Annotated in this window: 12 protein-coding genes; 2 read left to right on the plus strand and 10 right to left on the minus strand. The window is 63.8% G+C overall.

Annotated features, from left to right (window positions below; translation table 11 throughout):
* Positions 1–320: 320 nt before the first annotated feature.
* From C0Z18_RS11605 to C0Z18_RS11650, 9 genes are all read right to left on the minus strand, one after another.
* Positions 321–1,628 (minus strand): solute carrier family 23 protein, encoded by a 1,308-nt coding sequence (locus C0Z18_RS11605; protein WP_102645566.1) that lies wholly within the window; start codon positions 1,626–1,628, stop codon positions 321–323.
* A 145-nt stretch (positions 1,629–1,773) separates the two neighbouring features.
* On the minus strand, positions 1,774–3,330 hold the full coding sequence (locus C0Z18_RS11610; protein WP_102645567.1) for a methyl-accepting chemotaxis protein: 1,557 nt from the start codon (positions 3,328–3,330) through the stop codon (positions 1,774–1,776).
* A 94-nt stretch (positions 3,331–3,424) separates the two neighbouring features.
* Positions 3,425–3,856 (minus strand): adenosylmethionine decarboxylase, encoded by a 432-nt coding sequence (gene speD / locus C0Z18_RS11615; protein WP_102645568.1) that lies wholly within the window; start codon positions 3,854–3,856, stop codon positions 3,425–3,427.
* On the minus strand, positions 3,849–5,081 hold the full coding sequence (locus C0Z18_RS11620; protein WP_102645684.1) for an MFS transporter: 1,233 nt from the start codon (positions 5,079–5,081) through the stop codon (positions 3,849–3,851). The genes speD and C0Z18_RS11620 overlap by 8 nt, the downstream gene beginning before the upstream one ends.
* Before the next feature lie 8 nt (positions 5,082–5,089).
* Positions 5,090–6,508, minus strand: coding sequence for a coproporphyrinogen-III oxidase family protein (locus C0Z18_RS11625; protein WP_102645685.1), 1,419 nt, complete (start codon positions 6,506–6,508; stop codon positions 5,090–5,092).
* A gap of 540 nt (positions 6,509–7,048) precedes the next feature.
* The gene (gene copM, locus C0Z18_RS11635; protein ID WP_408646990.1) at positions 7,049–7,462 is read right to left on the minus strand and encodes a CopM family metallochaperone; all 414 of its coding nucleotides are present in this window, start codon (positions 7,460–7,462) and stop codon (positions 7,049–7,051) included.
* A 153-nt stretch (positions 7,463–7,615) separates the two neighbouring features.
* Positions 7,616–8,575, minus strand: coding sequence for a sugar ABC transporter substrate-binding protein (locus tag C0Z18_RS11640; protein ID WP_102645570.1), 960 nt, complete (start codon positions 8,573–8,575; stop codon positions 7,616–7,618).
* Positions 8,572–10,122, minus strand: a complete 1,551-nt coding sequence (locus C0Z18_RS11645; RefSeq protein ID WP_102645571.1) for a methyl-accepting chemotaxis protein — start codon at positions 10,120–10,122, stop codon at positions 8,572–8,574. The genes C0Z18_RS11640 and C0Z18_RS11645 overlap by 4 nt, the downstream gene beginning before the upstream one ends.
* Before the next feature lie 139 nt (positions 10,123–10,261).
* Positions 10,262–11,509 carry an NRAMP family divalent metal transporter gene (locus C0Z18_RS11650; RefSeq protein ID WP_102645572.1) on the minus strand — a complete coding sequence of 416 codons (1,248 nt, stop codon included), beginning with the start codon at positions 11,507–11,509 and terminating at the stop codon, positions 10,262–10,264.
* 260 nt (positions 11,510–11,769) lie between these two features.
* On the opposite strand from C0Z18_RS11650, the gene C0Z18_RS11655 reads away from it, so the two are divergent.
* Both C0Z18_RS11655 and C0Z18_RS11660 read left to right on the plus strand, forming a co-directional pair.
* The gene (locus C0Z18_RS11655; RefSeq protein WP_102645573.1) at positions 11,770–12,381 is read left to right on the plus strand and encodes a TMEM175 family protein; all 612 of its coding nucleotides are present in this window, start codon (positions 11,770–11,772) and stop codon (positions 12,379–12,381) included.
* Between the two features lie 140 nt (positions 12,382–12,521).
* The gene (locus C0Z18_RS11660; RefSeq protein ID WP_102645687.1) at positions 12,522–12,851 is read left to right on the plus strand and encodes a hypothetical protein; all 330 of its coding nucleotides are present in this window, start codon (positions 12,522–12,524) and stop codon (positions 12,849–12,851) included.
* A gap of 97 nt (positions 12,852–12,948) precedes the next feature.
* On the opposite strand, the gene C0Z18_RS33175 is transcribed toward C0Z18_RS11660, so the two are convergent.
* Entirely contained in the window at positions 12,949–13,119 is a 171-nt protein-coding gene (locus C0Z18_RS33175; protein ID WP_199189432.1) for a hypothetical protein, read from the minus strand.
* Positions 13,120–13,183: the final 64 nt, after the last annotated feature.

Consider the following 13,183-nt stretch of genomic DNA (forward strand, 5'->3'; position numbering starts at 1 on the left):
CGACCTCCCGGCACAACGATCGAGACCGGTTCGAACGTCTCGATCCAAACGACTGCGACTGCTAAAGCGGCTTCGAATGCGAAAGGCAAAAAGCATGATCGACGGCTCCCTCGTTTTCTTTTTTCACTGTAGTGGTAGCCGAGACGAAAGCAAGCTCCGTGCTTGCGCGCAATCCCTTTATGGAAGAGCCTCACCGGGCGATGCAGCGCGCGGCGCAACGCGCGTGCACGGAACGCGCCGAGGCCGGTGCGCCGAGCCGCGGCGCGGCGTCGCGCGCACCACGGCGGTGCACCGCGACGCGACGCGCCCCTGCGTGACGCTCAAAGGACGGGACCGCGCGCCAGTTCGCGCCGCAGCAGCGCATACAGGATGATCGCGCCGAAAGTCGCCGTGCCGATGCCGCCGAGCGCGAAGCCGCCGATCTGCAGCGAGAAATTGCCGGCGCCGATCACCAGGGTGACGGCCGCGACGATGAGGTTGCGGTTATCGGAGAAGTCGACCTTGTTGACCACCCAGATGCGCGCACCGGTCACGGCGATGAGACCGAACACGACGATCGATACGCCGCCGAGCACCGGCCCGGGAATCGTTTGGATCAACGCGCCGAATTTCGGCGAGAACCCGAGCACGAGTGCGATGACGGCGGCCACGACGAACACGAGCGTCGAATAAATCTTCGTCACGGCCATCACGCCGATGTTTTCGGCGTAGGTCGTCACGCCCGTGCCGCCCGAAAAGCCCGAAACGATCGTCGCGAGACCGTCGCCGACGAAGGCGCGGCCAATGTAGCGGTCGAGGTTTTGCCCCGTCATCGCGCTGACCGCCTTGATATGCCCGAGGTTTTCGGCGACGAGAATCACGGATACCGGCGCGAGCAGCAACATCGCATGCGGATCGAACACCGGCGCCGAGAAATGCGGCAAACCGAACCAGGCGGCCTGGCCGACGATCGAGAAATCGATCGGCTTGCCGAGGCCCATGCCATTGGCGGCGACGGCATAAATCCCATAGGCGATGACGAGCCCTACGAGGATCAGGAGGCGTTGCATCATTCCCCGCGCGAATACCGCGACGATACCTACGCACAGCACCGTGACGATCGCCATCCACGAATCGAAGATCGAACCGCTTACGCCCTTTACGGCGATCGGGGCGAGATTCAGGCCGATGACGGCCACGATCGAGCCTGTCACCGCCGGCGGCATGAGCGCCTCGATCCACTTCGTGCCGACCGCGCCCACGATGAGGCCGATGATGGCGTAGACCACGCCGCACGCGACGATACCGCCGAGCGCGACCGGGATATTCGCATTGGCGCCATGGCCCGCATACCCGGTCACGGCGATGACGAGCCCGATGAACGAAAAGCTGGAGCCGAGGTAGCTCGGCACGCGGCCGCCCACGAGCACGAAAAAGAGCAGCGTGCCGATGCCCGACATGAGGATGCACAGGTTCGGATCGAAGCCCATGAGCAGCGGGGCCAGCACGGTCGAGCCGAACATCGCGACGACGTGTTGGACGCCCATGGCGAACGTCTGCGGCCATGGCAAGCGCTCGTCGGGCGCGACGACGCGTCCTTCGGCGGCGCGCGGCGCAAGGCGCCAGCGCGGAAAATAGGATTCGGCCATGCTAATTGGGCTCCTTCTCGCGGGGTGGTAATGGCGCCGCCTCATTGGCGCGGCGCATTGGAATCACGCGCGAGTTTAAGGACGGCAATAACCGGTGACAAGCGCCGGCGCCCCTAAGCGGGTGCTGGCCATCGCCCCAACGGCATCACTGCCCAAGGTGAAAGACGGCGACGGCCGATTTGAGCTGCCCGGCTTGGCTCGCCATCGAACTCGCGGCCGCGGCCGCCTCCTCGACGAGCGCCGCATTTTGCTGGACCGTGCGATCCATCTGCGACACGGCGATGCTCACTTGCTCGATGCCCTTGCTCTGTTCGCCGGATGCGGCCGAGATCTCGCCCATGATGTCGGTCACGCGCCGCACGGCTTGCACGACCTCGGTCATCGTGGAGCCCGCGCGCTCCGCCAGCGCCGCGCCGCTATCGACACTCGCCGTCGAAGCCTCGATCAAGGTTTTGATTTCCTTGGCCGAAACGGCGCTGCGCTGCGCGAGCGAGCGCACTTCACCCGCCACGACCGCGAACCCGCGTCCTTGCTCGCCCGCACGCGCCGCTTCGACGGCTGCGTTCAACGCGAGAATGTTCGTCTGGAACGCGATGCCCTCGATCGCCGCGATGATGTCGGTCATGCGCTTCGAACCGTTCGCCAACTCGCGCATCGTCTCGACGACTTCGCCCACGAGGCTGCCGCTCTTGGTGGCGATCTCGGACGCCGCGCCGGCCAGCGTGCTGGCTTGACGCGCGTTGTCGGCGTTGTGCCGCACCGTGGAGCTGAGTTCCTCCATGCTGGACGCCGTCTGCTCGAGCGAGGCGGCTTCCTGCTCGGTACGTTCGGACAGATCGGCATTGCCGCGCGCCAACTGCTCGGACGCACCCGCGATGGCCTCGCTCGAATTGCCGATGCGCGCGACGATTTGGGCCAACCGGTCGCGCATATCCTTCAAGGCCCACAGCAGGCTCGTCGCATCGCCCGCGCGGGTCTCGATACGCACGGATAAATCGCCGCCCGCGATACGGCTTGCGATTTGCGCGGCATAGCCGGGCTCACCGCCCAGTTGCCGCGACAACCGCCGCGCGATGAGCCATGCGAGCGCCGCGCCCGCGATCAGCGAGGCCGCCATGAACGCGAACATGATCGCGCGCATCGACTCGAAACGCGCCGTCGATTCGGCGACGCTATCGTTCGCTACCTTGTGCTTATAGCGAATCGCCTGTTCGAGCGCGCCGCGCAACTCGTCGCTGGCGGCAATGACCCCACGCACCATCGCATCGTGGTCCATGCCGGACGGCTGCGGCTCCGCACCGGTTTGATAGCGGATGTATTTGTCCCAAGCTTGCTCTTTGGCGCGCACATCGGCGACGATCGCGCGGCCTTCGTCGGTCGTGACCGTTCGACCGAAGCGGTCGAGGTCTTGATGAATGTTCACCAACGCATCCGCCATGCGCTGTTGCAAGCGCTGCTTGCCTGCGTCGTCCGACGCAAAGCCTAAGTTCGCGCCGGAGAGATCGGCGTCCAATCGATACTTGTTGGTTTCTTCGATGGCGTACAGGCCATCCATCTGCGAGGTACCGAGATCGGTGGCAATGCCGTGCATCGTGGCAAGCCCCCACACGCCGACGCCGCCGACGACCATGCCGAGGCCGATGACGACCGCGAAGGCGAGCAAGAGCTTGCTCAGCACCGTCATGCTATCGAGTCGATTCATTTTGGGGTCCTTACGAATTTTCAGAAAATGCGCCGCGCCGGGTCGAATAGCGCCCGGACGCACTCTCCTTATTACGGCAGGACCCGCTCGAGTTTTATATGCGCATTCCGCGAATAAGTGGGTTCGTATGGGTAAGGGTCGCACCCGATGGACGCGTGACGGATTCGCCTCGTTCGCACCGAATGATGCGATAGCTGCCGACGGCGCTTTCATCGGCAAACCGCTGAAAGATGTTCATCGGTTCGCACCTCACCCCGCAGGTGAACGCATCGAAGAAAGCGCGTCCTTCGCGCGGATACGTGTGGAGTGAAACATGCGATTCGGACAGCAACAAAAGCACCGTTACGCCCACCGGCTCGAACGCATGCGTGATCGTGCCGAGCACGGTCGCGCCTTCCGCCTTCACTGCACGCGACAGGGCGAGAACCAGCGCGTCGCCGTCGTTGAGCAGGTCGGCGCTCGTATCGGCGATATCGACGAGCACGTGGCGTCCATAGGCGAGATGAAGCGATTCGAATTCAGCCATGCCGGACCGCCGAACGTGCCCCGCCGAGGTATCCCACCGCGACGACGATCACCCCGATCACCGAGATGCCGATGCTCACGGGAGCCACGACGCTCAATGCCCCCGCGAAGGCGCCGGACATGGCCTCGCCGGTGTTCGCCAGCGTGGAGAACAGGCTGAAGTTTTTGCCGACGTTCTCCTGGGTCGACAAGCGCTGAATGTTCGTCGGCAAGACCACGTCGACGAACGCGCCGATGGCGCCGAGCAGGAAACAGCCGGCCAGCGTCACGACCGCACTCACGGCGCACAGCGGCAACAGCGCCAACATGAACCCGTAACAGCGCCAATACGTCATCAGGCTCGCCGTACTGAAATCGCGCGAGAGATTGCCGCACAGGAGCGCCCCCGCCACCGCGCCGAGCGCCAGAAGACTCATGGCGTAGCCGATCACGCTATCGACGAAGCCTTCCGCCTTGAGCATCGTCGGAATGAGGACCCGCAACGCCGCGCCGACGAACAAGATACAAAGCGCGGAGTAGCCGATGCTCACGAACAGATCGCGCCGCCCGAGCGCCGCCTTGAGGTTGCTCGCGAAGTCGCGGTAAAGCGCGCGCAAGGTGATCGAGCCCGCGCCTGGCGCCGGCGCATCGGACCCGCCCCGCGACGGCGTGCCGATCGCATACCGGATGCACAGCGCCGACACGAGATAGGTCGCCGCATCGATGACGAGGATATAGCCGGGATTCGTCACCGCATACAGCAATGTGCCGCCGAGTGCGGGCCCTAGAAAGCCGCCCAACTCCGCGACGGTTTGCGTGGCCCCATTCGCCGCCGGCAGATGCTCGGTACGCACGAGCGACGGGATGGCACCCTGGAACGCCGGCTGAAATACCGTTCGAAGCGCCGTCATCGCCATGCCGATAACAGCGAGTCCGCCGACACCCAGACTGCGCGTCGAAAGCAGCCCGCACAGCACGAGCGTGATCGTCATCCGCGCAAGATCGGCGAAGATCATCAGCGAGCGGCGCGGCCAGCGATCGGACAGCGCGCCGCCAAGCGGGCCCAACAGCACGTAAGGGATGAATCGAAAGAAATAGACGGCGCCGGATGCCGCCACGTTCGCGTGCGTGACGTGCAAAACCGTAATGATGAAAACGAACTCGTGAACGCCGTCGCCGACTTGCGACAGCAGATGCCCCGTCAACAGCACGGAGAACCGGCGTTCCTTGCGCAGCATGGCGAACATCGTCACTCCTAAGCCGCGGCGACAGGGATGATCGGAAACAGGAGTTCGCGCTTCGAGAAACGGCGGCCACGATCTTTGAGGTGGTCGATGACCATGCCGTTCATGAGCAGTTGGTCCGCACGCGGCATCAAGAAATACATCAGATTCACGTACCAGTACCATCCGAGTTTAGTGAGCGAGAGGCTCGTATCGTCTTCGGTCACGAGCGCCTCCTGCTTCAGACATTCCAGTTTTTCGAGCACCTCGGGATGCACGGCATCCCAGCGTACCCGGTGCTTCTCGATGCGGCCGTGGTAGGGCAATCTCAGCACGATCGGGCGCGCATAGTCCAACGCTCCCTCGTGCATACTCGCTTCACCGGGAATCCGGCCTTGCGAGATCGCTTCGCGGTAGATCTTCTTGTTATGCGTCTGGGTCATGACATGCCCCTTCGTCGAGCTGATCGCGTTGACGCCGAAGCCCATCAGGTCGTAATCATGATAGCCGTACACGTGCTCGTGATAGACAAAGCGATACACGTCGGTCACCACGTCGGCGCCGGCGCTCGCGCCGGTGCGAACGTAGCCGTGACCGTTGTGCGGCATGAAGCCCGCATGGCGCATGGTTTGGTCGACGAGCAGATTCATGGCGAACTTGCGCATCGCCGATGTGGGCGCGGCGCCGGCGCGTGCGAGCTTTTCGTGCAGCCCCACTTGCGTCACGACGTTATCGATCGGGTAGATGTCCACGTTCGTCGTTCCGAGCGCGACCGCCGCTTGCAAGTCGGCCATGAGTTCGTCCTCGTCCTGCCCGCTCATGCCGTACAAGATATCGAACGTTTGATGAGGGAAGCGCTGTTTGAGCAGTGCTGCGGCGGCGCCGATTTGATCGAGCGACGCGGTCAGATCGAACATATCGCGCCATTTGGGGGAGAAGGTCTGCAAGCCGAAGCGCGGATGCGTCACGCCGATCTCGCGCATGGCTTGCGCGCGTTCCGGCGTGAGGCTCTTCACCTCGACCTCGAACGAGAATTCGCGCAGTTGCGAAAGGTCGAACGTCTCCCGAATCAGCGCGCCGATGCGGGCGATCTGCTCGGGATCGAGCAAACTCGGCGTGCCGCCCCCGAAAAAGATCGCTGCGACCGGTACTTGCTTCAAATCGATCAGATCGGCCTTGAGCCGAATTTCGGCGATCAACGCCTCGACGTATTCGTCGATGACGGTACGGTTCGAGTAGCGCCCTCGCGTAAAAGGACAAAAATTGCAAATCGTGTCGCAAAACGGAATGTGGAAATACAAGGCGCGCGAGCGGACGTGGCGCGCCGCCTCGGCCCATATGAGCGGCACCGGGTCGGTCGCGCGCGCCTTGCCCTGGTTCGGGAAAAAGAAGTTGTAGATCGGAAACTGGCGATCGAATTTGACGAGCGACCGGCCTGACAGTAGCTGCATGCGGTTCTCCATTTGGAAGGGGGTTGCCCCCCCTTCTTCTTTCCTTACCTACGTCGATGCGATCGGATTACCAACCGCCCATCTTCACGGGCAAGAGCGCGGTTGCGGGAGCTTCGAAGTAAGCCAAGATATCGTCCATTTCGCAGTCCTAATTATTGAGATGCAGGAAACCTCCTGCGGGATGCCGGCGGGAAAGCCGACATTCGGTTACGCGACGCACACCGTCGGCGCCGCGAAAACGGGAGCGGGAGCATAGCGAACAAGAAGTGGGACCGCGCGGCGAGGCCCGGCCGCGGGCCGGCTGTGGCTTTCTCCCGAAAAGAAACATTTATCTCGTTCGAGCTAATTTAATCGAACGCGGTCGCCGGCGAACCCGTCGAGCCTGCTAGGTTGCGCGCGACGGATAAAGCGGGGAATGGTTAGAACTACGAAATGAAGCGCGGCAGGGAATTCGGCCGGCCGAATGAGATGCGCTCCTCGGATGGCGGACCGGCATCCGAAGCGAAGGCGAGCGCAAGGTGCGCTCGTCTCGTGCTGGGCTCAGCGATGAGCGTGTTTCGCTTGCCAGCTTTTCATAAAATCGATCTCGCGGCGCTGGCTCTTGATGATTTGAGCGGCTAGACGCTTCAGTTGCGGGTCCTTGCCGTACTTCGCCTCGACCTCCGCCATATCGACGGCGCCTTGATGATGAGGAATCATGCGCGAGACGAAATCCTCATCCGCGTTGCCCGTATAAGCTTCGCCCTGCATCGACTGCATCATGTGCTCGTCGGCGGCCTTGAACGCCGCGGTCGAATCGCCGTCGGCATTTTGATTTTCAGCCGGTGCCGATTGGGCTTCGGCCGTGCTGCTCGGGCTGGCCATCGTGGCCGCGAGCGCGGAAAGCGGCGCCGCGCCGAGCGCGAGGGCCGCCACAAAGAGAACAGAACATCCGGTCTTGGTTGTGCGTTGCATAGGACATCCCTCCTTCCGAACGAAGAACGAGCGCCCGCGTGGAGCGGGCGAACCAGGCGCGCGCCCGAGGGACGAGCGCCTGTGTGCGTGCAACGCAGCAAGTTGGATGCCGATACGGCTCGGCTGCCGGCGCATCGTGCGCCGGTTGCCCCATCAATACGCCATCAAGTCCTTATAGTTTTGCGGCGTGATCAGTTTGAAGGGGACGTCCACCGAGCGGGGCGGGTTGGGTTGACCCTTCTTCATGGCAATCGCAAGATCGACCGCGGCGATGCCTTGGCCCTTGGCGTCCTGGTAGACGGTTGCCTTCATGGCGCCGCGATCCATCTGGGCAAGCGCATCGGGCGTGGCATCCACGCCCATGATGAAGATGCTGTTCGGCGCGCGCCCCGCCTTTTGTAAAGCGATGATCGCGCCGATCGCCATCTCGTCGTTGTTGGAGACGATGGCGTCGAGCTTTTTGCCCTGAGCAAGCCAGCCCGCGGTGATGGCCATCCCTTTCTCGCGCGACCAATCGCCCACCTCCTCGGCGGCCACATGCATTCCCGGGTAGTGCGCGAGCACTTCCTTCAGCCCGGCCGTGCGCGCCACGGCCGCATCGGTGCTCAGTTGCCCGACCAGCACTCCCACGTCGCCCTTTCCGTTCAGCTGCTGAGCCACGTAGTCGCCCTGGATGCGGCCCGCGAGGACGTCTTGCGATCCGACGTAGCCCATGGAGTCGGCAAGCGGCTCGGCCGGCTTACGGTTGACGTAGACGAGCGGCACGCCGGCGTCGCGCACCGTCTTCGTCATCGCCGCCGTGGCGGCCGAGTCCACGGGCAGGATCACGATCGCATCGAGGTGCTCGTTCGCGATCATCGCGGCAACCTCGCCGTCTTGGCGGTGCTGGTCCGAATGACCGTCCGCGAATACCGGTTTCCAGCCTTGCTTGCGCGCTTCTTTCGACATCGCCTCGCGTAGCAGCGTCGGAAAGTTGTCGTCGAACTCGGCCATCGCGATACCGATTTTCGGCTTCGCGGCCTCGTTGTTCTGCGCGTGTGCCGAACCGGCGCCGCACGCGGCCCAGACGGTCAGCGCGATCAAGCACGCGTTGAGAAGACGGATCGATTTCATGCTGCATTCACCCGGAAAACCGCCACCAGCGAGGCCAGACGATCGGCTTGGTCGCGCAGCGACGAAGCCGCCGATGCCGATTCTTCCACGAGCGCCGCGTTTTGCTGCGTCGTCTCGTCGATGTGCACGACCGCTTCGCGCACCTGCACGAGATCGCGCTGCTGCGCTTGCGAAGCGTCGGCGATCTCGCCGATGAGCGCGCTCACGTGGCGCACCGCTTCGATGATGTCCTTCATCGCCCCGCCCGCCTCGCTCACGAGTTGGCCGCCCGCGTCGACGATGCCGACCGACGATTCGATCAACTCCTTGATCTCCTTGGCCGCGGCGGCCGACCGTTGCGCCAGCCCGCGCACTTCGCTCGCCACCACGGCGAAACCGCGGCCCTGTTCGCCGGCGCGCGCCGCTTCCACCGCGGCGTTGAGCGCCAGGATGTTGGTCTGGAAGGCGATGCCGTCGATCACGCCGATGATGTCGTTGATCTTGCTCGACGATGCCGTGATTTCGCTCATGCTCGTCACCACACCGGAGACGATATTGCCGCCGCGCTCGGCCGCGGTGAACGCTTGCTGCGCGAGATCGTTCACTTGCAGGGCGGTCTCGGTCGATTGCGACGCCGAACTGCCGAGTTGATCCATATACGTGGCCGTTTGTTGCACGCTGAGGGCGACCTTTTCGGTACGGGAACTCAGATCGAGATTGCCGGCCGCGATTTCACTGGACGCGGTGTTGACCGACTCCACGCCGTCGCGCACTTCGGCGATCAGCTTGCGCAGGCGATCGGACATTTCGGAGAGCGCACGAATGACGAGCGCGACTTCGTCGTTGCCTTGAGAACGGATGTGGACGGTCAAATCGCCGCTCGCGACGGTTTGCGCGAACTGAACGGCCGCATGCAACGGCACGCTGATCGCACGCGCAACGAGCGTCATCAAGACGGCCGCGATCGCCACGGCCGTCACCACCGCGATGGCGATCAGCATCAGCGATCGATGCGCGGCACCCGTCGCATCGTTGCCCGCCTGCGTTGCCTCGGCCTGACTCGAGTTCGCAAGTGCCGATAGATCGGCCGTGAAGCGCTGGAAGCTCTTCGCGCTGTCTTGCATGATGATGGCGCGCGCGGCGTTGGGCGAAGCGTTATCGACTTCGTCTTGCAAGTTCGCGTCGAGCGCGAGGTAGTTGCGCCACTCGGCACTCGCGTGCTCGTAGGTATTGCGCTCGGTGTCGCCTAGCTGCAACTCGCCGAAGGCTTTGAGTTGGGCCGACATTTCATCGATGCTGCGCTTGAGCGCGGGCGCCACTTGGTCGCGTTGATCCCAACGCACGAGGATGTAGGCGAATTCTTGGTTACGCACGGTGGCCGCGAGCTGGGCCATGCGTTGCGCCTGCATGGCCGTTGGCATCCATTTGCCGCTGATCGCGCCGCTTTGCGAGGCGATGCGCGCGATTTGCATGGCGCCGAACACGCCGACCAGTAAAAGGCTGGCCAAGGCAACGGCCAGCACGATCTGCAGCTTACGCGCCACAGACACTTTAGAAAGAGCGTTCATAGATCCGAAAGTCCGCGTATAGGTGTGTGAAACATGCGCTTCACGGACTTCTTATCGGCACCTCACCCGCGCTCATTAGTGTTGTAAGTGCTTTTTTATTGAGCGACGGACCCCGCGCACCGTTAGCGGCGAGGACAGATCATGCCAGCCAACCTGCCACGGCACCGGCGACGCCGGCTACGCACACGGCGGCCGCACATAGGCAAACGCACCAACGATAGGCGCCCCGCAAACGAGAGGCCGCCGGCAGCGCGACGATGGCGAGCACGATCAGCGGCCCGATGACGAACGGCAGCAACAGGGCATTCACGACCTGAGCGGCCACATTGACCGATACGAGATCGGGTTCGAGCCAGACGAGCCCCGCACTGATCGCGATCGCCGACGCATAGATTCCGTAGAACCATGGCGCGCGATGGGGCCGCGTTTGCAGCGAGCCGCGGTGCCCCGTCACTTCGCTCAAGCCCCAGGCCAGCGCCAGCGAGCAGACGATCGCCGCCACGAGCGAAGCCCCGAGCACCCCGACGCCGAAGATCATCCGCCCCGCCTGCTCGCCTGCGACACCGAAGAACGCGGCCGCGATCTCGCCGACGTTGCGCAATCCGGCTGCTGCCCCTTGGGACGACAGCGACGCGGCTGCGGCGACGAGCACTGCGCCCGTCAAACACTGCGTCAATACGGCGCCGAGCGCCGTTTCGACGCGTGCCGATCGATCGTCCGACGATGTTCGCTGCTCGTCCACGATCGCCGCTTGCTGATAGAAGATCATCCAAGGGTTGAACGACGCACCGATCAACGCGGCGGCAAGATAGACGAACTGCGGATGGCCGAGCGGCCAATCGCCGGCCTCGCGCGCGAGCCGCGGCCAGTCGGGCCGGGCATGCCACGCGACGACGAAGAAGGCGAGTTCGGCAAGCCCGATCACCATGGCGACACGGTCGACACGCTCGTGCGATCCGGTGCAAACAAGCGCCAGCAGCAGCGCCGCCGCGCCGCAGAGCGAGACGGCTCGCGGCACCCCGACCATCTCGCCGATGCCGGCGATACCCGTGAACTCCGTCACGAGCGAGCTCAAGACAGCGACGACGAGTGCGGCCGCGGCCAGCGCCGCCCAGCCTCGTCCCAACCGTTCGCGTACGAGGGCACCGTAACCGCGGCCCGTCGCGATGCCGAGCCGCACGCACAGCGACTGCACCATATAGAGCGGAACGGCCAGCGCGAGCAGCAAGGGCAACAATCGGATGCCCCACTGCGCACCGCTTTGCGCGGCCGCGACGACATTGCCGGCGTCGCAATCGGCCAGCATCACGAGCAAGCCGGGCCCCCATCCCGCGAGCGCGCGGCATCTCTTGCGTAGATTGGCGGCGAGCGATAGCAGTGGCGGCATGGCTAGGCGGTGGCGCTCATCGGAACAGGCGCCCGTGTGGCAGTGCGCGGCAAAGCGAGCACTCTATCACTCGAGTGTCGGCTCGGTCTCGAGCCCCAGCTGTCCAAAACGCGAGCCTCACGAAAAATAGGGCGGCGCCGTACCCTGCGGCGCGACGAACGGAAGTCAACGCCGAGCGCCGCCCCCATCAAGAAGCCTTTGCGTCGCGCCGCCGATCGGGGCGAGAATGTGCGCGCCGCTTTGCACCAACGACCAAAACCATGGAAAAGAACCGACTGGAAGCCTTTAGCGACGGCGTGATCGCCGTCATCATCACGATCATGGTGCTGGAGTTGAAGGTGCCTCACGGCGAAGACTTGGCCGCGCTCGCGGAGCTTTGGCCGGTCGCGCTGAGCTATGTGCTCAGCTTCATTTACGTCGGCATTTATTGGAGCAACCACCATCACATGTTGCAGGCCACGCGCCGCGTGAACGGCGCGATCCTCTGGTGGAATCTGCACCTGCTGTTTTGGTTATCGCTTTTGCCGTTCAGCACCGGATGGATGGGCGAGAACCATTTCGCGCGCTGGCCTAGCGTGCTGTACGGCGTGAACCTCCTTACCTGCGCCGTCGCGTGGGCCGTATTGGAGGTGAGCCTCGTCCGACACCATGGGCCCGACAGCCTGCTCGCCCGCGCAATCGGCAAGCGGGAAAAGAGCAAGGCCTCGCCGCTGCTCTATCTATCGGGCATTGCCGCCGCGTGGATTGGCTACCCGGGCATCGGGCTCGCGTTTTTTGCGGGGACGGCGCTGCTTTGGCTCATCCCGGATCGTCGCGTCGAGCGCCTGGTGGAAGCACGCGAGGAAGCACGCGACGCGAGCAAGGAACCCTGAGCGCCGAGTTGCTTCCGCGCTCTAGCGCGCCTTGAGCGGCGCACCTCACGCCGAATCTTCGCAACACCGTCAACCATCGCGTTCGGGCACCGTTAACGGGATGAAGCACGTCGCTTCACGCCACTTCAGGAGGGATGGTCATGTTGAACAAATTCATTTTGGCTGCGATTGCCGGTATGTTCACGGTGGGCATGGCACACGCCCAAGCCTCGGCGAGCACGGCGGCGGCCCCCGCGGGCGCGTCGGCATCGATGTCGGGCGGTGGATGCGAAGCCAAAGCGGTCGGCAAGAACGGTAAGCCGCTGGCCGGTGCAGCGAAGAACTCGTTCATGAAGAAATGCCAGGCCGATGCGATGAAAGCAGCCAAAGCAGGCTGTGAGGCGAAAGCGGTCGGTAGCAACGGAAAACCGCTCGCGGGCGCGGCCAAGTCGTCGTTCGTGAAGAAGTGCGAAGCCGACGCGGCCAAGTAAGGCCACGCGCGTCGCTTTGGAACGGAACGCGCCGGAACCAAATTGATCGAGCCGGCGCGTTCTCCGAATGCCCCTATTTTGCCGAGGTCGGCCGACCTTAGCCGACGCTAGGTTCCCCCTCGCCGGGCCGTTTTCCCGGCTTGTCGGCCGGCGACTGCCGGCGCGACTTGTCGTCGCGCTCGGGCATACGGCTGCGCGCGTCGTCGCTGTGATGGGCCGGCTTCGGCTCGTTGGCCATGTGCTGCGGATCGTTGGTTTCGCGGTTCATAGTCGCTCCCACGGTCGTTGGATCGGTGTCAAAGCTCCGACGCAAGAAACAGACCGGCTTCCCC

Origin of the sequence: Trinickia dabaoshanensis (assembly GCF_002879885.1) — a bacterium.
Taxonomy (GTDB): domain Bacteria; phylum Pseudomonadota; class Gammaproteobacteria; order Burkholderiales; family Burkholderiaceae; genus Trinickia; species Trinickia dabaoshanensis.